Source organism: Streptomyces sp. NPDC043867 (genome assembly GCF_056435845.1).
Genome location: NZ_JBWKDS010000040.1, coordinates 41,360 through 67,374 on the forward strand (window position 1 = coordinate 41,360; position 26,015 = coordinate 67,374).

20 protein-coding genes are annotated in these 26,015 nt (G+C 73.0%); 11 read left to right on the top strand and 9 right to left on the bottom strand.

Annotation, left to right across the window (positions count from 1 at the left end; genetic code table 11):
* Window positions 1-111: 111 nt before the first annotated feature.
* From AC069T_RS30615 to AC069T_RS30630, 4 genes are all read right to left on the bottom strand, one after another.
* Window positions 112-1,830 (bottom strand): LCP family protein, encoded by a 1,719-nt coding sequence (locus AC069T_RS30615; protein ID WP_478785834.1) that lies wholly within the window; start codon window positions 1,828-1,830, stop codon window positions 112-114.
* Between the two features lie 104 nt (window positions 1,831-1,934).
* Window positions 1,935-3,686 (bottom strand): LCP family protein, encoded by a 1,752-nt coding sequence (locus tag AC069T_RS30620; protein WP_478785835.1) that lies wholly within the window; start codon window positions 3,684-3,686, stop codon window positions 1,935-1,937.
* Between the two features lie 238 nt (window positions 3,687-3,924).
* Window positions 3,925-5,286 (bottom strand): LCP family protein, encoded by a 1,362-nt coding sequence (locus AC069T_RS30625; RefSeq protein WP_478785836.1) that lies wholly within the window; start codon window positions 5,284-5,286, stop codon window positions 3,925-3,927.
* A 178-nt stretch (window positions 5,287-5,464) separates the two neighbouring features.
* A complete protein-coding gene (locus AC069T_RS30630; protein ID WP_478785837.1) occupies window positions 5,465-6,220 on the bottom strand; it encodes a TIGR03089 family protein in 756 nt (251 codons plus the stop codon).
* A 128-nt stretch (window positions 6,221-6,348) separates the two neighbouring features.
* On the opposite strand from AC069T_RS30630, the gene AC069T_RS30635 reads away from it, so the two are divergent.
* Both AC069T_RS30635 and manB read left to right on the top strand, forming a co-directional pair.
* Window positions 6,349-7,686 (top strand): peptidoglycan recognition protein family protein, encoded by a 1,338-nt coding sequence (locus AC069T_RS30635; protein WP_478785838.1) that lies wholly within the window; start codon window positions 6,349-6,351, stop codon window positions 7,684-7,686.
* 118 nt (window positions 7,687-7,804) lie between these two features.
* Complete coding sequence (gene manB, locus AC069T_RS30640; RefSeq protein ID WP_478785839.1) at window positions 7,805-8,887, top strand: mannose-1-phosphate guanylyltransferase; 1,083 nt, start codon at window positions 7,805-7,807, stop codon at window positions 8,885-8,887.
* A 6-nt stretch (window positions 8,888-8,893) separates the two neighbouring features.
* Here manB and AC069T_RS30645 read toward each other — a convergent pair whose 3' ends face one another.
* The 4 genes from AC069T_RS30645 to AC069T_RS30660 form a co-directional block, all read right to left on the bottom strand.
* Window positions 8,894-9,895, bottom strand: a complete 1,002-nt coding sequence (locus AC069T_RS30645) for a DNA-3-methyladenine glycosylase family protein (RefSeq protein ID WP_478785840.1) — start codon at window positions 9,893-9,895, stop codon at window positions 8,894-8,896.
* Window positions 9,896-9,999: 104 nt separating this feature from the next.
* Entirely contained in the window at window positions 10,000-11,337 is a 1,338-nt protein-coding gene (locus AC069T_RS30650) for a coenzyme F420-0:L-glutamate ligase (protein WP_478785841.1), read from the bottom strand.
* Window positions 11,334-12,293: a 2-phospho-L-lactate transferase gene (gene cofD, locus AC069T_RS30655; RefSeq protein ID WP_478785842.1), complete on the bottom strand. Its 960-nt coding sequence runs from the start codon at window positions 12,291-12,293 to the stop codon at window positions 11,334-11,336. Before cofD ends, AC069T_RS30650 begins: the two co-directional genes overlap by 4 nt.
* A gap of 34 nt (window positions 12,294-12,327) precedes the next feature.
* Entirely contained in the window at window positions 12,328-12,840 is a 513-nt protein-coding gene (locus AC069T_RS30660; RefSeq protein ID WP_478785843.1) for a cysteine dioxygenase, read from the bottom strand.
* A gap of 683 nt (window positions 12,841-13,523) precedes the next feature.
* Between AC069T_RS30660 and AC069T_RS30665 the strand changes: the two genes are divergently transcribed.
* From AC069T_RS30665 to AC069T_RS30675, 3 genes are all read left to right on the top strand, one after another.
* The gene (locus tag AC069T_RS30665; RefSeq protein ID WP_350903911.1) at window positions 13,524-13,787 is read left to right on the top strand and encodes a WhiB family transcriptional regulator; all 264 of its coding nucleotides are present in this window, start codon (window positions 13,524-13,526) and stop codon (window positions 13,785-13,787) included.
* Window positions 13,788-13,969: 182 nt separating this feature from the next.
* A complete protein-coding gene (locus AC069T_RS30670; protein ID WP_478785844.1) occupies window positions 13,970-17,650 on the top strand; it encodes a glycosyltransferase family 2 protein in 3,681 nt (1,226 codons plus the stop codon).
* A complete protein-coding gene (locus AC069T_RS30675; protein ID WP_478785845.1) occupies window positions 17,647-19,149 on the top strand; it encodes a DUF5719 family protein in 1,503 nt (500 codons plus the stop codon). Before AC069T_RS30670 ends, AC069T_RS30675 begins: the two co-directional genes overlap by 4 nt.
* A gap of 27 nt (window positions 19,150-19,176) precedes the next feature.
* Here the strand turns inward: AC069T_RS30675 and AC069T_RS30680 are convergent, their stop codons facing one another.
* On the bottom strand, window positions 19,177-19,626 hold the full coding sequence (locus AC069T_RS30680; protein WP_358854419.1) for a metallopeptidase family protein: 450 nt from the start codon (window positions 19,624-19,626) through the stop codon (window positions 19,177-19,179).
* A 329-nt stretch (window positions 19,627-19,955) separates the two neighbouring features.
* Here AC069T_RS30680 and AC069T_RS30685 point away from each other — a divergent pair, with 329 nt between their 5' ends.
* From AC069T_RS30685 to AC069T_RS30710, 6 genes are all read left to right on the top strand, one after another.
* Window positions 19,956-20,330, top strand: a complete 375-nt coding sequence (locus tag AC069T_RS30685) for a DUF3499 domain-containing protein (protein WP_388788255.1) — start codon at window positions 19,956-19,958, stop codon at window positions 20,328-20,330.
* Between the two features lie 210 nt (window positions 20,331-20,540).
* Window positions 20,541-21,902 carry a phosphomannomutase/phosphoglucomutase gene (locus AC069T_RS30690; protein WP_478785846.1) on the top strand — a complete coding sequence of 454 codons (1,362 nt, stop codon included), beginning with the start codon at window positions 20,541-20,543 and terminating at the stop codon, window positions 21,900-21,902.
* A gap of 126 nt (window positions 21,903-22,028) precedes the next feature.
* Window positions 22,029-22,199: a Trm112 family protein gene (locus AC069T_RS30695; RefSeq protein ID WP_121402559.1), complete on the top strand. Its 171-nt coding sequence runs from the start codon at window positions 22,029-22,031 to the stop codon at window positions 22,197-22,199.
* A gap of 42 nt (window positions 22,200-22,241) precedes the next feature.
* Window positions 22,242-23,369: an SIS domain-containing protein gene (locus AC069T_RS30700; protein WP_358854394.1), complete on the top strand. Its 1,128-nt coding sequence runs from the start codon at window positions 22,242-22,244 to the stop codon at window positions 23,367-23,369.
* 144 nt (window positions 23,370-23,513) lie between these two features.
* Window positions 23,514-24,665: a mannose-6-phosphate isomerase, class I gene (gene manA, locus AC069T_RS30705; protein ID WP_478785847.1), complete on the top strand. Its 1,152-nt coding sequence runs from the start codon at window positions 23,514-23,516 to the stop codon at window positions 24,663-24,665.
* 117 nt (window positions 24,666-24,782) lie between these two features.
* Window positions 24,783-25,760 carry a cation diffusion facilitator family transporter gene (locus AC069T_RS30710; protein ID WP_478785848.1) on the top strand — a complete coding sequence of 326 codons (978 nt, stop codon included), beginning with the start codon at window positions 24,783-24,785 and terminating at the stop codon, window positions 25,758-25,760.
* The last annotated feature ends 255 nt before the right edge of the window (window positions 25,761-26,015 follow it).

Below are 26,015 nucleotides of genomic sequence, written 5' to 3' on the forward strand. Positions count from 1 at the left end.
AACTCCCCCCCCCCCCCCCCCCCCCCCTTCCCCCCCCCCACCCCCCCCCTCCCCCCCCCCCCCCCCCCCCCCCCCCCCCCCCCCCCCCGGGGCGCGGGCCCCGGTTCCGTTCTAGGACCAGGTGAAGTTCGGGTTCACCTTCATGCAGGCCCCGGCGTCGGCGCCGTTGAGGGCGTCCGCCGTCTCCGGGGTCTTGTTGTCGCCGGCCTTGGCCTTGTACGCCGTGCCCTCGCGCCAGTCGGCGCCGACGACGAGCGTGACGCCCGAGACGTCCGTGGACCTCTCCACCGCACGGAAGGGGACCTTCAGGGCCTTGGCGACCCGCTGGGCGTCGCCCTCCAGGTCGGCGCTGGGGTAGCGGATCACCGTCTCGTCCTCGGCGGTCGCCGTGGCGGTGTCCGCCGTCGTCCTGGCGAAGCCCTTGCCTACGAGCAACTGGCTCACGGTGCTGGCCCGCCCGGGGACCGGGGCGAGCGTGGACGTGCGTGTGCCGTTCTGCACGGTGACGCCGATCCGGTCGTCGGCGGCTGCCGGGTCCGAGGAGGCCTTGTCACCGGCGGCGGACTTCGCGTCCTTGCCGTCGAGCGCGATGTCCTCGCGCACGAGGCGGAACAGCTTGGTGGCGTCGTCGGTGGGCTCGACCCGCGCGCCCACGTACCGGTTGGGCATCGTGGTCATCGTGATGCGCTCCGGGGAGACCTTCTTCAGCTCGTTGCCGAGGTCGTAGAGCTTCTTCACGGTGCCGAGGCCCTCGTCGACGGTCAGTGCCTCGGTGGCCGTCTCGGCGAGCTTGCGCAGCTTGTTGGGGTTGCTGACGGTGGCGTTCTCGCGCAGCTGGCGGACCATCGAGTTCATGTACTGGTGCTGGGCCTTGGCCCGTGCCAGGTCACTGCCGTCCTCGAAGCCGTACCGGGTGCGCAGCCACTGCAGGGCCTGCTCGCCCTTGATCGACGTGGTGCCCTTCTTCAGCTTCAGACCGGAGCCATGGCCCTGGCTGTCCTTGGAGTAGATGTTGGCCTTCACGCAGACCGGTACCCCGCCGATCGCGTCCGCCATCGACACCACACCCGCGAAGTCGATCTTCATGAAGTGGTCGATGTGGATCTTGGTGAGCTTCTCCCAGGTGGCCACGGTGCAGCCCGGGCCGCCACGGCCGAGCGACTGGTTGGTCATCACCCGTCCGACGGTCGCCCGGTACACGTGCTGGTCGTCCGGGTCGGTGCACGTGGGTATCTCGACCAGGGTGTCGCGCGGCATGCTCACCACCGACATGTTCGTGCGGTCCGCCGAGAGGTGCAGCAGCATCTGGACGTCCGCGAGCGGGGTGCCGCCGAACGTGTCCCTGGCGCCCCCGAGCTTCTGGTTCTCCTTGGTGTCCCGCGCGTCCGAGCCGATCAGCAGGATGTTCAGCGGGGTCTGCCCGGCCGCGTTCGGCTTGGGCGCGGCGGCCCTGTCCTTGGCGTCGCCGATGTTCAGGTCGTCCTTCTCGATGTTGCCGTTCAGGTGCTGGTAGTAGAGATAGCCGGCACCCGCGGTGCCGAGTATCAGTACCGCCAGAACCATCGCCGACCAGCGCAGCGCACGGCGTCTGCGGCGCGGCCCGCGGTTCTCGCCGCCGGGCCGACGGCCGCCGTGCCGTCGGCCGCGTCCCTGCGTCTCGGGGGACGGCACGGCGCCGTCCTTCAGGGCGGGTCCGGACTCCTCCCGGGCCGGCTCGCCGGGCTCCCGGACCGGGTCGCCGTTCTCGTCGTTCAGACCCTCGTCCCAGGCTTCACCCGCGTGCCGGACACGTGACCGTGCCCCCTCCCCACGCACACCGCTCTGCGCCATACCCCTGCCTCCCCACCCTGCACCTGACGAACGGGCCCGTCCCGCGTCCGGTTGGACGCGCGAGCGCCCCTATTGGTTGGACGCGTGACGGACCCGTCAGGTCATCAACTGGCGCACACTTGCTTGTCCGCCGTGGACTTGTCGACGTCCAGGTCCACCGACGAACCCGTCAGCGGCACACCCGCCCCCTTGAAGTCCTTGCCGAGGGTCAGCACCATCGCCGGCAGCCCCTGGGAGTTCTCCTCGCTCTTGCCGGGCTTCAGCGCGGAAGCGGACAAACCCATGAGGTCGGCCAGCTTGCGCGCCTGGTCCGCCTGGTCCGGAGAGTACTCCAGGGTGGTCTTGCTCAGCGTTTCGTCTGCGTTTCCGAGCTGGCTGGACTTGAGCACGCCCTCATCATTCTGCAACCAGCTGAGAGTGCGCTGTGCGGAGCCGGGTTCGGAGCCTCCGTTGTAGATGTCGACGCGGATGTCGGAGGCGGCGGAGCGGGAGCCCTTGAGGCGGGCGGCCACGGCGGCCTTCTCCTTCTTCTCCTTCTTCTTCACCTCGGTCAGCGACACGTCGTTCTTCATCGCCTCGAACAGCGGCTTGGCCTTGGTGTCGTTGACGACGACCGTCGCCTTCACCGTCTCGGCGGGGTTGTCGAGCACCGGCAGCGTGGTGAAGGTGATGTTCTTCGGCGGCACCTTCTTGAGCTCAAGGGCCATGTCCTTGAGCGTGCTGACCTTGCCGATGCCGGTGTCCACGGTCAGCGCCTCGGTGGCGGCCTCGGCCAGCTTGTAGAGCTTCGAGGGGTTGGTCAGGGTGTTGCCGGAGGACATCTTGCGCATCAGCGAACCGAGGAACTGCTGCTGCACCTTGATGCGGTCGAGGTCGCCCTGGTTGCCGAAGCTGTGCCGGGTGCGCACGAAGGCCAGGGCCTGCTCGCCCGCGACCGTCGACTTGCCCTTGGGCAGCTTGAGGTGCGATTCCTTGTCGTCGACCGGGTGGGCCACGCACACCTCGACGCCGCCGACCGCGGAGGTCAGCGTCTTGACCGCGTTGAAGTCGGCCATCATGAAGTGGTTGGGCTTGATGCCCGTGAGCGCCTTGACGGTGAGCATGGTGCAGCCGGCGTTGCGGCCGCCCTGCCCGAGGCTGGTGTTGAAGCGGACGCTCTGCGAGCCCGAGACGACCTTCTCCGAGCCGTCGTCCTGAATCGTCGGGCAGCTCGGGACGTCGGTGATCAGGTCGCGCGGGATGCTCAGCGCCGTCGCGTTCGAGCGGTCCTTGGCGACGTGCAGCAGGATGGTGGTGTCCGCGTGCCCGACGCTGTTCTTGTCGCCGTAGCCGCCGTTGCCCTTGCCGGTGCGCTTGTCGGTGCCGATGATCAGCAGGTTGAAGGCCTCGTCCTTGCTGAAGCCCTCGCTGCCTGCGCTGCCGACATCGGTCGTGTTGACGTTTCCCTCGAGATGCTTGAGGTACATGTATCCCGCGGCACTGACGCCGACCAGTACGAAGGCCATCGAGCCGCCGGTCCACAGCAGTATTTTCTTCGCCTTCGACTGCTTCGGCTTCTTGCCCGGTCGCGAGCGGCGCCGGCCCGGGGGCGGCGGCTCGGCGGGCGTGCCACGGCGCCGGCGCGGGCCGGGCAGTGTGTCGGGGGCGAGGGTGTCGCGCTTGGCGCCGCTCTTCCCCCGAGCGGGCGCGCTGCGCGTACGGGTCCCGCCACCGGTGCCGGTCCTGCGCGGTCTCGGGACTCCCGGTTGCGCTGCGGAAGGAGTCAGTCGCAGTTCGTATTCGCCGGTGTCCGGGTTGAGTACCCACTGGTCTGCGGGGTCGATGTCGTCCGCCCGCCCACGGCCTTGCGCGTCCACGGTTGTCTGAATCCTCCGTCGGGGCCACGCGGCGCCTTTGTCCCCCCTCTAAAGGCGCTCGGGTCTCGGTCAAGCAGTGCGCGACCCCCAGGACAGTCCTCGTGGCCGGGTGCACCGGATCGCTCACACTATCCGCCCAGTTCAGCGTCGGGCGACGGCGGTGACAAATTCCACTTCCCTACAACTGGGCAATCCGCCCCATTTCTTGGGACTGGTGTTCCCCGTCTTGGTGCGCGCTTTACCCGCAGCCGTCGTCGGCGGCCGTGTTGCCGCGGAACGTGGGCGCCGGTTCGGGGGTCTGCGCGGGGCTGCCGGGCCGTCTGCCACCGGACTTCCCGTCGCCGCCCGGCTCCGCCGCGTAGCCGCGGGACGCACTCGGGTCCGGGGCGTGGGAGGAGTCGTACGGCCCTTCGTCACCCCGCCCGTACGGGTCCTCCCCGGGCCGTGGGGGCGCACCCCGGCTCCGCTCGGCGGAGTCCTCCGGAAGTTCTTTCGAGACCTCCACCGGCGCGTCCGCGCGCAGCCGCGCGAAGAGCAGGTCCGCCGCGGGCTCCACGAGCTGGTCCCGGTTCGCGTTGTAGGCGTACGACGTCCGCGGGACCGTCAGGAACCGCACCCGTTCCGTCGGGATGTCGCGCATGCCGCGCACCAGTTGGTACAGCCCGCGCAGGCTCGCCAGTGCCGGATCGGTGGTGAGCGACGAGGTCGCCGCGTCGAGCAGCGGATACAGCTTCGTGGGGTTGAGCAGGACGTCGTTGCTCTGCACCTTCTTGACGAGCGCGCCGAGGAACCTCTGCTGGCGGTCCATCCGGTCGGTGTCGCTGCCGTCGCCGATGCTCTTGCGGGCGCGTACGTAGCCGAGCGCCTGCTCGCCGTTGAGCGTCACCTTGCCCGCGGGCAGCCGCAGCTTGGCGGCCTTGTCGTCGATGGGTTCCTTCAGGCACACCCGGACGCCGTCGATCGCGTCGACCATCTCCTTGAAGCCGCTGAAGTCCACGACCACGTGATGGTCGACCCGGACGTCGGTCAGCTTCTCGACGGTCCGGATCGTGCAGGCCGAACCACCGGCCTGGAAGGCGTAGTTGAACATCGCGAAGACGGCTTCGGTGCGGGTGCCGTCAGGGCGCCGGCAGCCGGGCACGTCCACCATCAGGTCCCGCGGCAGCGAGACGGCCGTCGCGCTGTGCCGGTCGGCGGCCAGGTGGAGCAGGATGGTGGTGTCGGAGCGCTCGGTGCCCGAGTCCCGCCCGTACTTGCGGTTGCCGTCGCCGGAGCGTGAGTCCGACCCGATCAGCAGGATGTTCTGCGCCTTGCGCACGAGCGAGGTGGGCCGCTCCTTCTCGTACCGGGCGAGCTCGGCGGCGGCGTCGTTGTCCGAGGTGATGTTCGAGTTCAGCTTCTCGTACACCGCCCAGCCGGTCACCGCGGCGCAGGCCGTCACCGCGGCGACCCCGATGGCGGTGTGGCGCAGCCAGCGCCTGCGGCGCCGTACGAGACCCGCACCGGTGGGCGACGCCCCCGCGCCCGGCCCCGGCGTGTCCGCCCGCCCGGGCGCGTCGTCGCCCGGACGGCCGGAGGGCGGGCCAGCGGTGTCGGTCACGTCGGCATCCACCCCTCCTGGCGTACGAGCGTCCCGTGCTCCTACGACCATGGCCCGGACGGGGGCGTGGGGCCCACGGACGGTGAGCCGAACGGGGGAGGGGCGGCGACGGCCGCGGGCCGCGGCATCCGTCGCCCGGACACCGCGGAAGCCCTGGGCCGGACCGGCGTGCCGCCGGCTATCGTGCCGTCGCCGTCACCTGCTCGCTCTCGATCCGCCGGGCCAGGGCGTCCTCGCCCAGCCGGTCGAGGTTGCGGCACAGCACCACGGACCCGCCGACCGCCAGCGGCGCGTACAACCCGGCGCAGACCCCCTCCCAGGTGTCGTACGGCAGCGCCGACAGCAGCCGGGAGCCGGGCCCCGTCAGGCCGAACCCGGGAGCTGCGGCACGGGCCCGCTCGACGACCTCCGCGCCGGTGTACTCGGACCCGGCGACGATCAGCGCCGGCTCCTCGGGGTCCACCGGGGCGTACGGCTGGAAGCGGTCGCCCTGGCTCGGCACCTCGACGGCGTAGTCGGCGTACCCGGCGGGCGGGGTGGGGAAGCGGCGGCCCAGCGGGGCGAGCGAGAGGGCGATGCGCTCGCCCCGGCAGGCGAGCCCCTCCTCGAAGCGGCCGGGCCCCGCGACGACGTGGTCCGCCGCGGCCGGGTCGCCCCCGACGTCCGCGAGCACGCCCGCGGAGGAGCACGCGAGGAGCCACGCCGCCGTCTGCCAGTGCGCGGGCAGCAGCAGGGCGACCCGGTCGCCCGGCTCGGCGGCGAGCTCGCCCTGGAGCAGATTGGCGGTCTTGGCCACCCAATTGGCGAAGGTGGCCACGGACAGTTCCACGCGTTCGCCCGTGGCGTCGTCGTAGAAGGTCACCAGGGGGCGTGCGGGGTCCGCGGCAAGCGCGGATCGCAGCAGGTCGGCAGGGGTGCGGTCGGTGGCGGTCACGCGGGTCAGGGTACGCGGGGGCGGCGGGAAGGACGGAGCCGACGGGTCGCCGGTTCGGGCGAGTGGGCCCGACGGGTCGTCAATTCCGCAATGGACAGATATGTATGACTATGTCCACGATCATTCGCATGCGTGGATTTCTTGCTTCCTCGATCGGTGTCACGTGCGCGGCGGCCCTCACCCTTCCGGGGGCCCTGCCCGCCTCGGCCTCGACTGCTCCGGACCAGGCCCCCGCGGCCTCCCGTGCGGCCCTGCCGGGCAGCACCCAATCCCTCCCCCTCGCCCCGCTCCCCACCGACCGCGCCGCCGGAGCCGCCACGCCCCAGCAGGGGCTCCAGCGCCGGGACGTACGGCCCTTCTCGCTGGTCGGCGTCATCTGGGACGACCCGGACACCGAACTGTTCGGCCGGGTCCAGGTCCGTACCCGGGCCGTCGGCAGCGGCCGCTGGTCCGGCTGGCAGGACGTCGAGACGCACAACCACGAGCACGCGGCCGACCCCGACACCGCCGAGCGCGCCTCGGGCCGGGTGCGCGGGGCGACGGCACCCCTGTGGGTCGGCAACTCCAACGGCGTCGAGGTGCGGGTGCAGGCCGAGGCGGACGAGCGCGCCGGCGCCTTCGACGACTCGCCCTTCCCCCGCGGCCTGCACCTCGAACTCGTCGACCCCGGCGCGGAGCCCCCGGACCGTGGCCCCGTGGACGCCCCGCGCGCCGGTGCCACCGCGTTCCCGGCGCTGTCCCACAAGCGGACGGTCGCGGAGTTCCTGAGCGGGCGGGCGGAGCGGGAGAGCGTCCGGGCGATGCCGGCGGGCGGGCGGAGCGGACAGCGCGCCGCCGGGAACGAGCAGCGCGTCCAGCCGTACATCGGTCCGCGTCCGCGCATCGTCACGCGCCGGGGCTGGGGCGCCGACGAGGGGCTGCGCGAGCGCGGCTTCGTGTACACGAACAAGGTCAAGGCGGCCTTCGTGCACCACACGGCGTCGGGCAACAACTACCGCTGCGCACAGGCACCTTCGGTCATCCGCAGCATCTACCGCTACCACGTCAGGAGCAGCGGCTGGCGGGACATCGGCTACAACTTCCTCGTCGACAAGTGCGGAAACATCTACGAGGGCCGCGCCGGGGGCGTGGCGAAGCCCGTCATGGGCGCCCACACACTCGGGTTCAACAGCAACAGCATGGGGATCGCCGTCCTCGGCAGTTTCGGCTCCGCCAAGCCCTCCGCGGCCTCGGTCAAGGCCGTCGCCAGGCTCACCGCGTGGAAGCTGGGCCTGTTCGGGGCCAATCCGCGCGGCAAGACATACCTGAAGTCCGGCGGTGGCAATCTCTACCGAAAAGGAAAGAACGTACGACTGAATGTGATCTCGGGCCATCGGGACGGTTTCGCCACCGAGTGTCCGGGACGCCGTCTCTACACCAAGCTCGGCACGGCCCGCTCCACGGCGGCCCGCTACCAGGGCCGATGAGGGCCGGCGCCCCGGTAGGGCGAGGGGTGCGGCCGTCGGAGCGGCCCTCCAACGGTCTGCATACACTGGCCGGCCGCAACACAGTTCGGCCGGCCCCAGCAGGAAGCGAAGACGACAGGTGACAGAAGCGATCCTCCTGGTCGGCGGCAGAGGCACCCGGCTGCGCCCGCTCACGGTGCACACCCCCAAGCCGATGGTCCCGGCGGCCGGGGTCCCTTTCCTCACGCACCAGCTGGCGCGGGCGAGGGCGGCGGGCGTGAAGCACGTCGTCCTGGCGACCTCGTACCTGGCCGAGGTCTTCGAGCCCTACTTCGGTGACGGCTCGGCGCTCGGCCTCCACCTCGAGTACGTCACCGAGGCGGAGCCCCTCGGCACCGGCGGCGCCCTGCGCAACGTGGCCTCGCGACTGCACTCGGGCCCGGACGACCCGGTCCTGATCTTCAACGGCGACATCCTCACCGGCCTGGACATCCCGGCCCTGGTCCGCACGCACGAGACCTCGGGTGCGGACGTGTCCCTGCATCTCACCCGCGTCGAGGACCCACGGGCGTACGGACTGGTGCCGACGGACGCGACCGGCCGGGTGACGGCCTTCCTGGAGAAGCCGCAGAGCCCCGAGGAGATCGTCACCGACCAGATCAACGCGGGGGCGTACGTCTTCCGCCGCTCGGTCATCGACACCATCCCGGCGGGCCGCCCCGTCTCGGTGGAGCGCGAGACGTTCCCGGACCTGCTCGCCACCGGCGTCCATCTGCAGGGCATGGTGGACTCGACCTACTGGCTGGACCTCGGCACCCCGCAGGCCTTCGTACGCGGCTCCGCCGACCTCGTCCTCGGCCGCGCCCCCTCCCCGGCGGTCCCCGGCCGCTGCGGCGACCGCCTGGTCCTGCCCACCGCGTCCGTCGCCCCGGACGCCAAGCTGACCGGCGGCACGGTCGTCGGCGAGGGCGCGGTCGTCGGGGAGGGTGCCCGCATCACGGGCAGCACGGTCCTGGACGGCGCCGTGGTGGAGCCGGGCGCCGTCATCACGGACTCCCTGATCGGCGCCCGGTCCCGTATCGGCCGGCGCTCGATCCTGACCGGCACGGTCGTCGGCGACGGCGCGACGGTCGGCGCCGACAACGAACTCCGCGACGGTGTGCGCGTGTGGTGCGACGCCCGCATCCCGGCCGGCGCGGTCCGCTTCTCGTCGGACCAGTAACCCCGCCTACAGCCGGCCGATGTCCCACACGGGCATCTTCGGCACCCGTCGCGGCGGAGTGCGGCCCGCCAGCAGGATGAACCGGGCCGCACGATGCCGCTGGCCCGCGTACGGCTCCAGCAGCGACAGCATCACGGAGTCGTCCGCGTCACGGTCGCCCGCCAGCGCGTACCCCACGATCCGGGGCAGGTGAAGGTCCCCGACCGTCACCGAGTCCGCCGCCCCGTGGCTGCGCTGCACCACCTCCGCGGAGGTCCACGGCCCGATCCCGGACACCAGCTCCAGCCGGGCCTGCGCCCGCTCCGGGTCCAGCCGCACGGCCTCCTCCAGCCGCGCGGCCACGCGTACCGCGCGCAGGATCGTCGACGCCCGCTTGTTGTCGACGCCGGCCCGGTGCCACTCCCAGGACGGGATCAGCGCCCAGGTCCGCGGGTCGGGCATGACGTGCATCCGCCCGGCCGCGGGGCCCGGCGCGGGCTCCCCGAACTTCCGCACGAGCAGCCGCCACGCCCGGTAGGCCTCGTCCGCGGTGACCTTCTGCTCCAGGATCGACGGGATCAGGGACTCCAGCACCAGGCCGGTGCGGGTCAGCCGCAGGCCAGGCCGCCGGTGCCGCGCCGCCGCCACCAGCCGGTGGCGCGGTGCGAAGGCGTCCGGGTCGTCCGCGGCGCCGAGCAGCTCGGGCAGCTGCTCCAGCAGCCACTGCGCCCCAGGCCCCCACGCCTCGGCCTCGGCGGCCCCGCCCCGCAGCGCGACGCGCAGGGTCCCGGGACCGGCGGGAGTACGGGTGGCGCGCCACACGGAACCGTCCGGTGCCGTACGGAAGGTCGGGTCACCCGCCCCCCGGCGCAGCGGGCCGAGCACCAGACCGAGGTCGAGCGGCCCCGGCGGCGTCCAGGTCCGCCCGCGGCCGGGCTCGGGCGCGGGCCGCGGCACACCGCCGGGCACGACGGCATGCCCGCCGCGCACGGTGGTACGCGTCGGTCCGGGAGAGAAACGTCCGGCCACGGGTGAGGTCCTAGGGGTTCGGGATGCCCTACGAGAGTAGGCGGTCCGGACGGCCCGCGGACACCGTCCGCGGTGGTCCCCGGCCCGCAGCGGCCGTACCGGGGTCAGCGCACCTCGATGAACGCCGCGGCGTCCCGCTCCGGGCGGGCCCTCGGCTCCTCGGCGGCGTGTCCGACGGCCACGGCGCCCATCGGGTCCCACCCCCCGGGCAGCTCCAGCACCTCGCGCACGACGTCGCGGCAGAACATGGTCGAGGACACCCACGCGGAGCCGAGGCGCTCCCCGGCGAGCGCGACCAGGAAGTTCTGCACGCCGGCGCCCGCGGCGACGACGAACATCTCCCGCTCGGCGCCGTCCCGCCGCGGATCGCCGTACGTGTGGGAACCGTCCGTGACCAGACACGGCACGACCAGGTACGGCGCCCGGCGCAGCACGTCCCCGCGCCGCACCCGCCGGGCGATGGACTCCGCCGTCTTCCCGTCCCGCCGCAGATCCGCGATCCACGCGTCCCGCATCGCGTCGAGCAGCCGCCTCCTGGACCCCTCGGACTCCAGCAGCACGAACCGCCAGGGAGTGGTGTGATGCGGCGCCGGAGCGGTCACCGCAGCGGCCACCGCACGCCGGACCGCGCCCGGGTCCACGGGCTCGTCGGTGAAGGCCCGCACGGTACGCCGCTGGGTCACCGCCTCCCGTACGGCCTCGGAGGTGCCGAGCCGGAACATGTCGTCGCGCGCGCCCCGCACCAGGGCCCGGGCCCCCTCGCCGTCGTCCTCGGCCACCGTGTGCGCCAGCCCGCGCACGACGGCGACGGGCAGCCCGGCGGCCTTGCCCTTGACCAGGTCGCCGGCGGCGGCCAGCTCGTCGGCGGTGGCGACGACGGTCGCGCTCAGCGGATTGCCGTGGGCGTCCGTGCCCCCGCGCAGATCGTCGAGCACCCGTACGCCCGCGGCCCCGATGGCGACGTCGGTGAGCCCGGTGCGCCACGGCCGCCCGAAGGTGTCGGTGACGACCACGCCGACGTCGACCCCGAGCGCGTCCCGCAGCCCGTCGCGCAGGGCGCGGGCGGAAGCGTCGGCGTCCTCGGGCAGCAGCAGCACGGTCCCGGCGGGCGTGTTCGAGGCGTCTACCCCGGCGGCGGCCATCACGAGCCCCTGCCGGTTCTCGACGATGCGCAGGGTCCCGCGCCGGGCCACCACGCGGACGGTCTCGGCGTCGATGGCCGCCTCGCGGTCGGCCGCCTCGACCATCCGCCCCTCGGCCTTGGAGACGATCTTCGAGGTGACGAGGAGCACGTCGCCGTCGAGGAGGGACGGCTCGGCCGCGGCGATGAGCTTGGCGAGGTCGTCGCCCTGCTGGACCTCGGGAAGCCCGGCCACGGCCCACACCCGGTAACCGGGTGCCGCGGCGCGCGCGGTCCCGCCGGCGGACAGCCCCCCGCTCAAGCGCCCCGCACCTCCTCCGCCAGCGTCAGCGCCTCGCGTGCCATCCGCGCCGCGGCCTCCAGGTCGGACATCAGCAGCGGCACGGCACGGCAGCGGATGCCCGCGGCCTCGACGCGCTGCACGGCGGAGGCGTCCACCGTGTCGACGAGCCAGCCGTCGAGGAGACCCGATCCGTAGTGCTCGGCGACCGCCGCGGCCGTCGACTCGACGCCCACCGCGGCCAGCACCTTGTCGGCCATGCCCCGCACGGGCGCGTCCCCGACGATGGGGGACAGGCCGACCACGGGGACGCCCGCGTCGGCGATCGCCTCGCGGATACCGGGCACGGCGAGGATCGTGCCGACGGACACCACGGGGTTGGAGGGCGGGAAGAGCACGACGTCGGCCTCGGCGACGGCTTCGAGGACCCCGGGCGCGGGCTTCGCCTGCTCCGCCCCGACCGGCACCACGGCCAGCGCCTCGACGGAGGCCCGCAGCCGCACCCAGTACTCCTGGAAGTGGATCGCCTTGCGCTCGCCGTCGACCTCGACGGCGACATGCGTCTCCACCCGGTCGTCCGACATGGGGATCAGGCGGACGCCCGGCTGCCACCGGTCGCACAGCGCCTCGGTGACGGCGCTGAGCGAATAACCGGCCCCCATCATCTGGGTCCGCACGATGTGCGTGGCGAAGTCACGGTCGCCGAGCCCGAACCACTCGGGCCCGACCCCGTACGCGGCGAGTTCCTCCTTGAGGTGGAAGGTCTCGTCGGCGCGCCCCCAGCCCTGCTCCTCGTTGATGCCGCCGCCGAGCGTGTACATCACCGTGTCGAGGTCCGGGCAGACCTTCAGCCCGAAGAGGTGGATGTCGTCCCCGGTGTTGCCGATGACCGTGATGTCCGCGTCCGGCGCGGCCTGCTTCAGACCGCGCAGGAACCGGGCACCACCGATGCCGCCTGCCAGAACCACAATGCGCATGAGGTTCAGTCTTGCAGGCGGGTGCGACAACGTGTCAGGCGGTTACGGCATCCTCCGCGTCGTGCGCGGCCCGCCCGGCGCACTGAACGGCGTGCATCGGCATCTCGGTCAGGCCCGGGTAGTAGATGTGCAGGCTTGTGGCGGGTTCGAGCGTGGCGTTGACGACCTCGTGGACGTAGCCGGGAGCGAAGACCCGCTGCGCGCCCGCGCCCAAGGCGCGCGCGCCCCGCTCGGTGCGCTCGGTCAGTGCGCCTTCCAGGACCGTCAGGACGCCCGACGAAGGGCCGTGGTCGTGCAGCCCGCTGCCCTGGCCCGGCACCCAGGACAGGAGCCACACCTCGTAACCGGGGCCCGTCCGCAGCCGGTGGTACCAGCGGGTCGTGGCGTCGTACCGGACGAGGTGCGCCCACTGGGAGCGGTCTTCGGCGATGGTCCGGGCGAGGCCGGCGAACTCGGCCACGGTGGCGGGGTGCTCGCGCGGCGGCTGGAGCAGGTGCGGGACTTCGAGGATGTCGCCGGCGATCTGGAGGTCGCTGTCACTGTTCATGGGTGCGGTGGTTCCTCGGCGGGAGAGTGCTGGGGTGTCGCAGACGGTTTCCGTCCGGATCACGGACGGGAGGGGGTGCCCCGGTGGGGGCGGACAGTCGCCTCAGTGCGGCGAGGCAGCCGGAGCGCGGTAGGGCTCAACAGCTGGGACAGCAACAGCTGCAGCGAGCGCGGGCAGCACCGTGGGACCCGGCGGTGCGGGTCGAGGTGAGTGCCGAGTTCGCGAGCATGCCCACTAGGACATCGGCTCACACCAGGACTGTCAACTTCGTGTCCGCCATGTGGGAGATGTTTCACCTCATCCGGTCCATCCGAAAGGCGAAAGGTTTGCTCACCCGCCTCTCCGGACACATGGCGCACAACCGGAAGCACAAACCTCGTCGCGGACCCGTGATCCAACTGTGATCAAGTTCGCTTCGGTGTTCGTGCCGGAACGGGATCGAACTCCTGGACGTCATCCCCTGTGGGGGCCGAGCCCGGGTGCGGGTCCGCGCTGCGTGTCACGTTTATGCCGATTTGAACACTTTCCGCATAACCTTGGTTCCGCAGAGTGAATAAGGGGCCCAATAGCAGATCTCGGCTTGACTGGCCCGGATCGGCACACTTGTAATTTCACTCGTGTCGTTCAGCCGAAATCGGTAACGACAGCAGCACGGGGACGCGAAAGACGGACGAGGGGCGCACATGACCGAGCTGGTGGAGCAACTGCTGGTCGACGACGCGGAAGAGGAACTCGGCTGGCAGGAGCGGGCGCTGTGTGCCCAGACCGACCCCGAGTCCTTCTTTCCCGAGAAGGGCGGCTCCACCCGTGAGGCCAAGAAGGTCTGCCTCGCCTGCGAGGTCCGCTCCGAATGCCTTGAGTACGCGCTCGCCAACGACGAGAGATTCGGCATCTGGGGCGGCCTGTCCGAGCGGGAGCGCAGACGGCTGAAGAAGGCCGCGGTCTGACCGAACCCCGCCGAGTCCTCCGTACGGATACGTCATGACCGGCCCGTCGCACGTGGGTTGTCCACAGGCGGCGGGCCGCTGTGCTGCTCAGCCGTTAGTGTGGGCCCTCGTCCGAGACGTCCCGCTGTCCCCGCCGGACACAGACGTCCACCGCAGTCCAGCGAACCGGGGCCCGTACCTCGATGTCCGTGCACAGTCACCCGGCAGGCCAGTACGGCGCTGCCACCGCGCCGTCCGACCCGGCCCGCCCGCCCGAGTTCCCGCGTCACGTGGTGACCGCGGTGCTCGTCTCCCACGACGGCGCCCGCTGGCTGCCCGAGGCACTCGCCGGGCTGCTCGGCCAGGAGCGCCCCGTGCAGAACGCGGTGGCGGCCGACACCGGCAGCGCGGACGACTCCGCCCAGCTCCTCACCGACGCGCTCGGCGCCGACCGGGTGCTGCACCTCGCCCGGCGCACCGGCTTCGGCCAGGCCGTCGAGGAGGTCTCCAGGACCGCGGGCGTGCTCACCCCGGACGACCTTCCCTACCTGAAGCGCCCCAGCGGCTGGGACCCCGTCAGCCGCACCTGGCGCGACGACGCGTACGACCTGCCCGAGTTCCCGCACGGCGAACCCCGTCAGTGGCTGTGGCTGCTGCACGACGACAGCGCCCCCGAGCCGGACGCCCTCGCCCACCTCCTGCGCGTCGTGGAGAACGAGCTGGAGCTCGGCAGGGACGTGGCCGTCGTCGGCCCCAAGCTCCGCGGCTGGTACGACCGCAGGCAGCTCCTGGAGGTCGGCGTCACCATCGCCCACTCGGGCCGCCGCTGGACCGGCCTGGACCGCCGCGAGCAGGACCAGGGCCAGCACGACCACGTACGGCCGGTGCTGTCCGTGTCCACCGCCGGCATGCTGATCCGGCGTGACGTCTTCGAGGAGCTCGGCGGATTCGACCGTCGGCTGCCCCTCATGCGCGACGACGTCGACCTGTGCTGGCGCGCCCAGGCCGCCGGACACCGCGTCCTCGTCGCCCCCGAGGCCGTCGTCCGGCACGCGGAGGCCGCCTCCCGCGAGCGCCGCACCGTCGACTGCGTGGGCCGCACCTCCGCGTCCCCGCACAAGGTCGACAAGGCGGGCGCCGCCTACACCCTCCTCGTCAACGCCCGTACCGCACAGCTGCCCTGGATCCTCTTCCGGCTCGTGCTCGGCACCCTGGTGCGCACCGTCGCGTATCTGGTCGGCAAGGTCCCCGGCCAGGCCGTCGACGAGATCCGCGGTCTCCTGGGCACCCTGCTGCGGCCGGAGCGGATCGTCGCGGGCCGACGCAGACGCGGCACCGCGCAGGCCGACAAGGGCGAGCTGCGGGCGCTGTTCCCGCCGCCCGGCGCCACCGTGCGGGCCACCGTCGAGCAGGCCGCAGGCAGTCTCGTCAGCCGCTCCGACGCCGAGGCGGCCACCGGCGCCGGACGGCACGGGGGCGCGGTCGAGTCCGGACCGGGCGGCGACGACGCCGACTTCCTGGAGGTCGAGCAGTTCGCCCGGCTCAAGCGGGCCGCGCGCAAGCCCGGCCCGATGCTCTTCGTGGTCCTGCTGTTCGTCTCGCTCATCGCCTGCCGCGAACTGTTCGGCGGTGGCGCGCTGGCGGGCGGCGCACTGCTGCCCGCGCCCGCCGACTCCTCCGCGCTGTGGTCGCGCTATCTCGACGGCTGGCACACCGTGGGCACCGGCGGCACGCAGGCCGCGCCGCCCTGTCTCGCCCTCGTCGCGATGCTCGCGAGTGTGCTGCTCGGCTCCACCGGGCTCGCGGTCACCGTGCTCCTCGTCGGCTCCGTGCCCCTGGCCGGCTTCGCGGCGTACTTCGCCTCGCGGCCCCTGGTCGCCTCGCGGCTGCTGCGCGCCTGGGCGTCCGTCGCCTACGCCTTCCTGCCCGCCGCCACCGGGGCGCTCGCCGGCGGCCGCATCGGCACCGCCGTCCTCGCGGTCCTGCTGCCGCTCATCGCACGCGCGGGCATCGCGGCGAGCGGCCTCGCCCACCCCTCCGGCGGGCGCGGCGGCTGGCGCGCCACCTGGGCGTACGCCCTGCTGCTGACCCTCACCACCGCCTTCACGCCGATCGTGTGGCCCATCGCGCTGGTCCTCGGCCTCGCCCTCCTCGTGGTGCGCCGCGGGGAGATCGCCGCCTACGGACCGCGTTTCCTGGCCCAGCTCGGCACGCCACTGCTGGTGCTCGCCCCCTGGTCGCTGTCGCTGTTCCCGTCCGGCTTCTTCCGGGAGGCCGGCCTGGAGTACGGCGTGAGCGCCGCCTCCCCGCTCGATCTGCTCGGCGCGAGCCCGGGCGGCCCCGGCACGGTCAGCGGACTCATGCTGACCGGCATCGTGCTGGCCGCGCTGGCCGCCCTGCTGCGCTCCGAGCGGCAGCGGGCTGCCCGGTCCGCCTGGGCCGTCGCCCTGGTCGCCCTCGTCTTCGCCGTGCTGTCGAACGGCTCGGCCTGGGCCGGACCCGCCACCCTCGTGTACGGCATCGCGCTCCTCGGTGCCGCCGTGATCGGCGCCGACGGGGCACGCGCGCGGGTGGCCGAGCAGAGCTTCGGCTGGCGCCAGCCGGTGGCCGCGCTCATCGCGTTCACCGCGGCGGCCGGCCCGCTGCTCGTCGCCGCCGGCTGGATGATCCGCGGCGCCGACGGACCCGTGGAGCGCCGCGACCCGGTGCAGGTGCCGGCGTTCGTCGCCGAGGAGAGCGGCACCCGCGACCAGGCCCGCACCCTCGTGCTCGACAGCGAGAGCGCCGCCCGCGTGGGCTACACCCTGGTCCGCGGCTCCGGTGCCCGCCTGGGCGACGGTGAACTCGCCGCAGCGGACGGTGAGAACGGCAAGCTCGGCAAGGTCGTCGCCAACCTGGTGGCCGGTTCCGGCGCCGACCAGGCCGACGAACTCGGCGGCTTCGCCGTGCGCTACGTCCTCGTCCGCAAGGGCGCGCCCCGCCAGGTCAGCCGCGTCCTGGACGCGACACCCGGCCTCAGCAGGCTCAGCCAGCGGGACGGCAGCGCGCTGTGGCGGGTGGACCGCCAGGTCTCCCGCGTGGCCGTCGTGCCGAGGTCCGGCGAACCGCAGGCCGTCGCCGCCGGCCCCGTCGACGTGCACACGAACCTCCCCGCGGGTGCGGCGGGCCGCGTCCTGCGCCTCGCGGACACGGCCGACGCGGGCTGGACGGCCACCCTGGACGGGAAGCCGCTCACCCCCACCACGGTCGACGGCTGGGCCCAGGGCTTCGAACTGCCCGCCACCGGCGGCAGGCTGGACGTCACCTTCGACGCGCCCGTGGGACACACCGCGTGGCTGTGGACGCAGGGCGCGCTCGCCGTCGTCCTCGTGGTGCTCGCCCTGCCCGGCCGGCGCCGGGACGTCGACGACGACCTCCCCGAGGAGGAACTCGTCGTGCCCGCCCAGGAGATCACCGGCGAGGGCCGCCGCGCCCGCCGGCTGCGCGCCCAGGCCGAGGCCGGTGCGGAGCAGCCCGGCCAGGACGACTCCGCCGTCCCGGCTCAGGCGCAGGCCCCGGAGGAGATTCCGGCCGCCGTCCCGCAGCAGCAGACGTACGGCGCGTGGGACGACGCGGGCTACGCGGGCGCGGAGTACGGCAGTTACGGCGGTGAGCAGTACCAGGGCACCCCGCAGCAGTACCCGGCGGACACCTACGAGCAGCCGTACCGGGCCGACCCCTACCAAGGCGGCCAGTACGACCCGTACGCGTACGGCGGCTCGGGCTACGACCAGGCGTACCACCAGGGCTACGACCCCGGCTACGACCCGGCGCAGCAGCCCCCGATGCCGCCGCAGCCGCCCCACGGCACCGACAGTGAGCGCCCCGACGGGAGCCAGCAGTGAAGCGCACCACCCTGTCCCTGATCGCGGGCACCACCGCCCTCGCCGCCGTCACCGGTTTCGCCGCGCTCACCGCGCCCGACGCCTCGGGCGGTGACAGCGCGAAGGCGGCCGCCCGGCTGCCCGTCGAGCGCACCAGTCTGCTCTGCCCGCAGCCCAGCACCTCCGACCTCGCCGAGACCGCGTACACGTCCTTCACGCCCGTGTCCAAGGGCACCGGCAGCGGCGGCCGGGCCGAACTCCGCCCGGCGGCCGGGAAGTCCGGGGACGGCGCCGAGGGCGACGAGAAGAAAAAGAAGCGGGAGGCCGAGCCCGTCCTGTCGCCGAAGGAGCCCGGCAAGCCGGTCACCGCCGACGCCTCCGGCGCCGACGGGTCCGCCCTCGTCGGTACCGCGGAGGGCGCGTTCGCGCCGGGGTGGGCCGTCCAGCAGACCACCGAGGTCGCCGCGGGCATCGGCCGCGGTCTGCTCGGCGCCGGCTGCACCGCCCCCGACACCGAGTTCTGGTTCCCGGGCGCCGGTACCGGCGACGACCGCACCGACTACGTGCACCTGACCAACCCGGACGACTCGGCAGCGGTCGCCGACATCGAGCTGTACGGCAAGGACGGCGCCCTCAAGTCCACGGTGGGGGAGGGCATCACGGTCCAGCCGCACTCCAGCGAGGCGATCCTGCTGTCCACCCTCACCGACGCGCCGCAGACCGATCTCACCGTGCACGTGACCGTCCGCAGCGGCCGAGTCGCCGCGGCCGTCCAGGCCCTGGACGACAGGCTCGGCGGGGACTGGCTCGCGGCCGCCGCGGACCCGGCGGCCGGTCTCGTCCTGCCGGGCATCCCCAAGGACGCCACGTCCGTGCGGCTCATCGCCTTCACCCCCGGCGACACCGACGCCGACCTGAAGGTGCGGCTGGCCTCGCCGTCCGGTTCGATCACCCCCGCCGGGCACGAGACGCTGCACGTCAAGGCGGGCATGACAGCCGCCGTCGACCTCGGTGACGTCACGCGCGGGGAAGCCGGCTCCCTGGTGCTGACGGCCGGCGGCGACCCGGTGCCGGTGGTCGCCGCCCTGCGGGTGGTGCGCGGCAAGGGCGACAAGCGCGAGACCGCGTTCATCCCCGCCACCGCCCCGGTCGCCGCGCGCGCGACGGTCGCCGACAACCGGGCCAAGGGCACCACGCTCGCCCTGGCCGCCCCGGGCCGCACGGCCGAGGTCAGGGTCACCGCGTCCGCGGGCAGCGAGGGCGGCAAGGCGGTGACGAAGACGTTCACGATCAAGGGCGGCACCACGCAGAACGTGGCCGCGCCCGTCCCGAGCGGCCTCAGGGGCAGGTACGCGCTGACGGTGGAGTCGCTCTCCGGCGGCTCGGTCTACGCCTCCCGGACGCTGGAGGCCCCGGTCGAGGGGGTGCCGGCGTTCACCGTGCAGACCCTTCCGGACGACCGCGGGACGGTCGCCGTGCCCCGGGCCGAGCAGGATCTGTCGGTGCTGCAGAAGCGGTGAGCGTCCCGGCCGGCGGCGGCGGGGGCGTCAGTCCTCGCCGTACCGGGGATCCACGGTCTCCGGCGTCAGCCCGAGGATCTCCGCCACCTGCTCGACGACGATCTCGTGGACCAGGGCCGCACGCTCGTCGCGGCTCTTGGAGCGGATCTCCACCGGCCGCCGGTAGACCACCACGCGCGCATGACGGCCCTCGTGCGCCGGGATCGTCCCGCCGAGGGGGACCGCCTCGTCGTTCCAGCTCTCGCCGGGTGCGTCGAGGCGCGGCACCTCCAGGACCATGAAGTCGATCTCGGCGAGCTGCGGCCAGCGTCGCTCCAGACGCTCCACGGAGTCCTGCACCAGATCCGCGAACACCTCGGCGCGGCTCGCGGCGAGGGGCACCTGGGGCGGCGCGACGGGGCCGCGCATGCCCCGGCCGTGACGGTCGCGGCGGCGGGGCCCGGGCGCGGCGGCGCGGGGCGGTACGGGGTTGTCCATCACTGACGAAGCGTAGTCCCCGCCGGGGCCGCGCGCCCGGCTCCACGCGCTGTCCGAAGACGGCGCGGCATGTCGCGGGATGACCATTCCAGCCAAGCTTGGGCTCGATTCCGTATCGTTCCGTGACCGTCGGCCTCGTGGCAATTGGCTTGGTTTGCACCGGGTGATGACCGGATCCTCTTCGGGCCCGCCGCGCGCCGGACGGTGTACTCCCAGGTCAGACAGGGGTGTTCAGAGATCGAAGTGAGCCGTCTCACAGCACGACACGGTGAGCCGACCCGGGGGAGAGTCGTCGCGGCCCGCTCAAGAGTGCGGTACCGTCCAACGTCGTGAGCCCTGTACGTCGCTGTTCGCGCACCGCTTGCGGCCGTCCCGCCGTCGCGACGCTGACGTACGTCTACGCCGACTCGACCGCGGTCCTCGGCCCGCTCGCCACCTACGCCGAACCCCACTGCTACGACCTGTGCGCGGAGCACTCCGCACGCCTCACCGCGCCCCGCGGCTGGGAGGTCGTCCGGCTGTCCGACGGGTCGGCCCCCTCCCGCCCCAGCGGCGACGACCTCGAGGCGCTCGCCAACGCGGTCCGCGAGGCGGCCCGCCCGCAGCAGCGCACGGCGGAGGCCGGCGGCGGCCCGCGCACCGCGGACCCGATGGAGGTCGCGCGCCGCGGCCACCTGCGGGTGCTGCGCTCACCCGACAACTGAGGCCGCGCCGCCCGCTCTTCACGGTCCGTGCACCCGTCCCGGGCCCCCCGCCGGCACGTCCGGCCATCCGTCCAATCATGCGCGCGTGGAGCACGGCGACTGCTCGAGCCTCAGGTCGGTGGGTGTGCGCCCGCGCGGCCCCTTCACAGCGAATGATCGGTTCGGGCGGGTAGTTTGAGGGCCACTGCTCGAATTCCAGGAGGGTTGCCCGTGGCTGCTGATCTGTCGCAGATCGTGAAGGCGTACGACATCCGCGGAGTCGTCCCCGACCAGTGGGACGAGCCGCTGGCCGAGCTGTTCGGGGCGGCCTTCGCTCGGGTGACCAACGCGGACGCGATCGTGATCGGTCACGACATGAGGCCCTCGTCGCCCGGTCTCTCGCGCGCCTTCGCGCGCGGTGCCGCGGCGCTCGGCGTCGACGTCACCGAGATCGGCCTGTGCTCGACCGACCAGCTGTACTACGCGTCGGGCGCCTTCGACCTGCCCGGCGCCATGTTCACGGCCTCGCACAATCCCACCCAATACAACGGCATCAAGATGTGCCGGGCGGGCGCGGCCCCCGTCGGCCAGGACACGGGCCTCGGCGAGATCCGGGCACTCGTCGAGTCCTGGACCGACTCCGGCGCCCCCACCTCGGACGCCGCTCCGGGGACGATCACCCGGCGCGACACCCTGGAGGACTACGCGGCGTACCTCCGCGGCCTCGTCGACCTGACCTCCGTCCGCCCGCTGAAGGTCGTCGTCGACGCGGGCAACGGCATGGGCGGACACACCGTCCCCACCGTGTTCGCCGGCCTCCCGCTGGACCTCGTCCCGATGTACTTCGAGCTGGACGGCACGTTCCCGAACCACGAGGCCAACCCGCTCGACGCGAAGAACATCGTCGACCTCCAGAAGCGTGTCCGCGAGGAGGGCGCCGACCTCGGGCTCGCCTTCGACGGCGACGCCGACCGCTGCTTCGTGGTCGACGAGCACGGCGACCCCGTCCCGCCGTCCGCGATCACCGCCCTGGTCGCCGCCCGCGAACTGGCCAAGCACCCCGGCGGCACGGTCATCCACAACCTCATCACCTCCTGGTCGGTGCCCGAGGTCGTCCGGGAGAACGGCGGCAAGCCGGTCCGCACCCGCGTCGGCCACTCCTTCATCAAGGAGCAGATGGCGAAGACCGGCGCGATCTTCGGCGGCGAGCACTCCGCGCACTACTACTTCCGCGACTTCTGGAACGCGGACACCGGCATGCTGGCCGCGCTGCACGTCCTCGCCGCGCTCGGCGGCCAGGACGGCCCGCTCTCCGGCCTCGTCGCCCAGTACGACCGCTACGCCGGGTCCGGCGAGATCAACTCCACCGTCGACGACCAGACGGCCCGGCTCACCGCGATCAGGACCGCGTACGAGGGCCGCGAGGGCATCACCCTCGACGAACTCGACGGCCTCACGGTCACCGCCGACGACTGGTGGTTCAACGTCCGCCCGTCCAACACGGAGCCGCTCCTGCGCCTCAACGCGGAGGCACGCGACGAGCCGATGATGGCGAAGGTGCGGGACGAGGTCCTCGAGATCATCAGGGGCTGACCCGCCGGACATCCGGCAGCCGGATGCCGTTCCGGCCACGCGACGGGGTTTGGGTCCACGCCCCCGCCCCGTCGCCCGCGGCGGTACCCTGACCAGGCCGCATCCACCTGTTCGGAAGGACACCCCATGCCGCTCGAAGCCGGCCTCCTGGAGATCCTCGCCTGCCCGGCCTGCCACGCCCCGCTCACGGAGCAGGAGAGCGAGCTGGTCTGCACCGGCCAGGACTGCGGCCTTGCCTACCCCGTCCGGGACGGCATCCCCGTACTCCTCGTCGACGAGGCCCGCCGCCCCGCCTGAACGACGGACCGGTGACACACCGGTGATCGGAGCTGCCGTCCCATGTTCGACGAATCGCTGCTCGACGACCCCGAAACGCTGGCCCGCGTCGACCGGCGCGAACTGCTCCGCGGCGCGGCCGACGCCGGTGCCCGCGTCCGCACCGCCGTCCGGCACGCCACCGAGGCGGGGATTCCGGACCTGAAACCGGAGGGCCGGCCACGGGGTGTCCTGATCGCGGGCCCCGGCATGGCCGCCACCGGCGTCGCCGAGCTGCTCGGCACCCTCGCCGGCGCGAGCTGCCCCGTCACCCGGCTCACACCCGTCGGCGTCGCCCCCGCCGCGGGCGCACTGCGCTGGGAGCTCCCCGGCTGGGCAGGCTCCGTCGACCTGCTCCTGATCGCCACGCCCGACGGCTCGGAGCCCGGCCTGTCGCTCCTGGCCGAACAGGCCTACCGCCGGGGCTGCACCGTCGCCGCCGTCGCCCCGCCCAGATCGGCACTGACCGAGTCGGTGGACGGCACACACGGCCTGTTCGTACCGATGGCAACCGCCCCGTACGAACCGAACGAACCGCTGACCGCCTCCGCCCCCGGCGTCCTGTGGGCGCTGCTCACTCCGCTTCTCGCCCTCCTGGACCGCACCGGCCTGCTCTCCGCCCCGCCCGAGGCGCTGCACAAGGTCGCCGACCGGCTCGACCGCGTGGCCGAGCGCTGCGGCCCGGCCACCGCGACGTACAGCAACCCCGCCAAGACGCTCGCCAGTGAGCTGTCCGACGCGCTCCCGGTGATCTGGACGGAAGGCATCTCCGCGGGCCCCGCGGGCCGCCGGTTCACGGCCGCGCTCGCCGAACTCGCGGGCCGCCCCGCGCTCACCGCCGAACTGCCCGAGGCTCTCGCCTCCCACAGCGTCCTGCTCGCCGGGGCGCTCGCCGCAGGTGCCGACCCCGAGGACTTCTTCCGAGACCGGGTCGAGGAGCAACAGGCCCTGCACGCGCGCGTGGTGCTGCTCCGCGACCGGCCCACCGGCGGCCTCAGCGCGGCCCCGGCCGCCCGCGAACTGGCCCTCGGCCACGACACCGCGATCAGCGAGCTCGAACCGGAGGAGGGAAGCGAGCTGGAGACCCTCGCCGAACTGATCGCCATCACGGATTTCGCCGCCGTTTACCTCGCGCTCGCTTCGAGGGCCTGATCTTGACCACGCCGCGGTGCCCGGGTGACCGGGCGTGCCCCGACGGCACGGGTCCGGCCGTCCGCCCCCGACCCGCCCGCACATGAAGACCCGCGCCTGACGGCCGGCGCCCGCTGAGCAGCGTACGTACGGAGAAGACACGCGATGGACCGCCTCGACAACACCGTCCGCCCCTACGCCTGGGGTTCGACCACCGCCATCCCGCGGCTGCTCGGCGCGGAGCCGACCGGGGAACCGCAGGCGGAGATGTGGATGGGGGCCCACCCGGGCGCCCCCTCCCGCACCCCGCGCGGCCCCCTCGACAAGGTCGTCGAGGCGGCCCCCGAACAGGAACTGGGCCCGGCGGCCGTCGCCAAGTTCGGTCCCCGTCTGCCGTTCCTGCTGAAGATCCTCGCCGCCGGCGCCCCCCTGTCCCTCCAGGTGCACCCCGACCTCGCCCAGGCGAAGGCCGGTTACCAGGACGAGGAGACCCGCGGCATCCCGATCGACGCGGGCCACCGCAACTACAAGGACGCCAACCACAAGCCCGAACTGATCTGCGCGCTCACGGAGTTCGACGGGCTGTGCGGCTTCCGCGCCCCCGACGCGGCCGCCCGGCTGCTCGCCGCCCTGGAAGTGGACTCCCTCAAGCCGTACGTCGACCTCCTGCATGCCCACCCCGAGGAGGCCGCCCTGCGCGAGGTGCTGACGGCTCTGCTCACCGCCGACCCCGAGGAGATGGCCCACACCGTCACCGAGGCCGCGGCCGCCTGCGCCCGCCTCGGCGGCGACCACGCCCCGTACGCCGGCATCGCCCACCACTACCCGGGCGACCCCGGCGTCATCGCCGCGATGCTCCTGAACCACGTCCGGCTGCAGCCCGGCGAGGCCCTGTTCCTCGGCGCCGGCGTCCCGCACGCCTACCTCGACGGACTCGGCGTCGAGATCATGGCCAACTCGGACAACGTGCTGCGCTGCGGCCTCACCCCCAAGCACGTCGACGTCCCGGAACTCCTGCGCATCGTCCGCTTCGAGGCGAGCGAGCCCGGTGTACTGCGCCCGGAGGCCTCCCCGGACGGCGAGGAGGTCTATGCAACCCCCATCGACGAGTTCCGCCTCTCGCGTTACGTGCTGCCCGAGAGCACCGCCCCGCACGACCTCACCCGCGCGACCCCGCAGATCCTGCTGTGCACGGCCGGTTCCGTGCGGGCCGGCGGGTTCACGCTGTCACCGGGCGAGTCCGTGTTCGTACCGGCGGGCGAAGCGGCCGAGGTGTCCGGGCCGGGCACGGTCTTCCGGGCGACCGTCGTCGCCTGATCGCGTTCGGGCGACGGCCTGACGGGCACTAGTCGGAGCGGGCTGCAACAATGGCCCATCGCAAAGGGCGGGCAAAGGCCCGGTGACTGGCAGAGGGCGAAGGGACACCCCGGACACATGAGCGCGTCAGGCGGCACCAAAGCGATCGTGGCGGCACTCGGCGCCAACCTCGCGATCGCGGCATCGAAGTTCGTGGCGTTCCTCTTCAGCGGGTCGTCCTCGATGCTCGCCGAGTCCGTGCACTCGCTCGCCGACTCCGGCAACCAGGCCCTGCTCCTGGTCGGCGGCAAGAAGGCCCAGCGCGAGGCGACCCCCCAGCACCCCTTCGGCTACGGGCGCGAACGCTACATCTACGCCTTCCTCGTCTCCATCGTCCTCTTCTCGGTCGGCGGCATGTTCGCGCTCTACGAGGGCTACGAGAAGATCAAGCACCCGCACGAGCTGGAGAACTGGTACTGGCCCGTGGGCGTCCTGATCTTCGCGATCATCGCCGAGGGCTTCTCCTTCCGCACCGCCATCAAGGAGTCCAACCCGCACCGCGGAAACGACTCGTGGAAGCAGTTCATCCGCCACGCCAAGGCGCCCGAGCTGCCGGTCGTCCTGCTGGAGGACTTCGGCGCGCTGGTCGGCCTGGTCCTGGCGCTCGGCGGCGTCGGCCTGGCCCTGGCCACCGGCAACGGCGTCTGGGACGGCGTCGGCACCCTCTGCATCGGCATCCTGCTCATCCTGATCGCGCTCGTGCTCGCGGCCGAGACCAAGTCCCTGCTGCTCGGTGAGGCGGCGGGTCTGGACACGGTCAAGAAGATCGAGACGGCCCTCGTCGACAGCAGCACCGTCACCGGCATCATCCACATGCGCACGCTCCACCTCGGCCCCGAGGAACTCCTGGTCGCCGCGAAGATCGCGGTGAAGCACGACGAGACGGCCGGAGAGGTGGCCTCCGCCATCAACGCCGCCGAGGCCCGCATCCGCGAGGCGGTCCCGATCGCCCGCGTCATCTACCTGGAGCCGGACATCTACAGCGAGGCCGAGGCCGTCAAGGGCCCGGACCGCGAGGCGACGCCCGGCGGACCGGCCCAGGTCACCGAGCACTGACACCGCGACGGACGGCGCCCGCCCCGAATGCATTCGAGGCGGGCGCCGTCCGTTCCGCTTCCCGCTGGGACCGGCGCCCTCCGCTCCTGGTTCGCCGTGGCCGGGCGGCCGGCACGACGGCCGGGTCGGGCCCTGCCCGCCGTCGCTTTCGCCGGGTGCGGCCCGGCCGCGGACGGAGGCGGACTGGGGCCGCCGGGCCCACCGGTGTAGCTTGGTGACCGAGCCAGACGTCGCTGCTGATGGCGGTCGGGCGGC

Excerpts from the sequence above, each read along its gene's own strand:
- AC069T_RS30635 (WP_478785838.1), top strand. The coding sequence starts at position 6,349 with ATGCGTGGATTTCTTGCTTCCTCGATCGGTGTCACGTGCGCGGCGGCC.
- AC069T_RS30695 (WP_121402559.1), top strand. The coding sequence starts at position 22,029 with ATGCCGCTCGAAGCCGGCCTCCTGGAGATCCTCGCCTGCCCGGCCTGC.
- AC069T_RS30665 (WP_350903911.1), top strand. The coding sequence starts at position 13,524 with ATGACCGAGCTGGTGGAGCAACTGCTGGTCGACGACGCGGAAGAGGAA.
- AC069T_RS30710 (WP_478785848.1), top strand. The coding sequence starts at position 24,783 with ATGAGCGCGTCAGGCGGCACCAAAGCGATCGTGGCGGCACTCGGCGCC.
- AC069T_RS30670 (WP_478785844.1), top strand. The coding sequence starts at position 13,970 with ATGTCCGTGCACAGTCACCCGGCAGGCCAGTACGGCGCTGCCACCGCG.
- AC069T_RS30700 (WP_358854394.1), top strand. The coding sequence starts at position 22,242 with ATGTTCGACGAATCGCTGCTCGACGACCCCGAAACGCTGGCCCGCGTC.
- AC069T_RS30615 (WP_478785834.1), bottom strand. The coding sequence starts at position 1,830 with ATGGCGCAGAGCGGTGTGCGTGGGGAGGGGGCACGGTCACGTGTCCGG.
- AC069T_RS30660 (WP_478785843.1), bottom strand. The coding sequence starts at position 12,840 with ATGAACAGTGACAGCGACCTCCAGATCGCCGGCGACATCCTCGAAGTC.
- manA (WP_478785847.1), top strand. The coding sequence starts at position 23,514 with ATGGACCGCCTCGACAACACCGTCCGCCCCTACGCCTGGGGTTCGACC.
- cofD (WP_478785842.1), bottom strand. The coding sequence starts at position 12,293 with ATGCGCATTGTGGTTCTGGCAGGCGGCATCGGTGGTGCCCGGTTCCTG.
- AC069T_RS30680 (WP_358854419.1), bottom strand. The coding sequence starts at position 19,626 with ATGGACAACCCCGTACCGCCCCGCGCCGCCGCGCCCGGGCCCCGCCGC.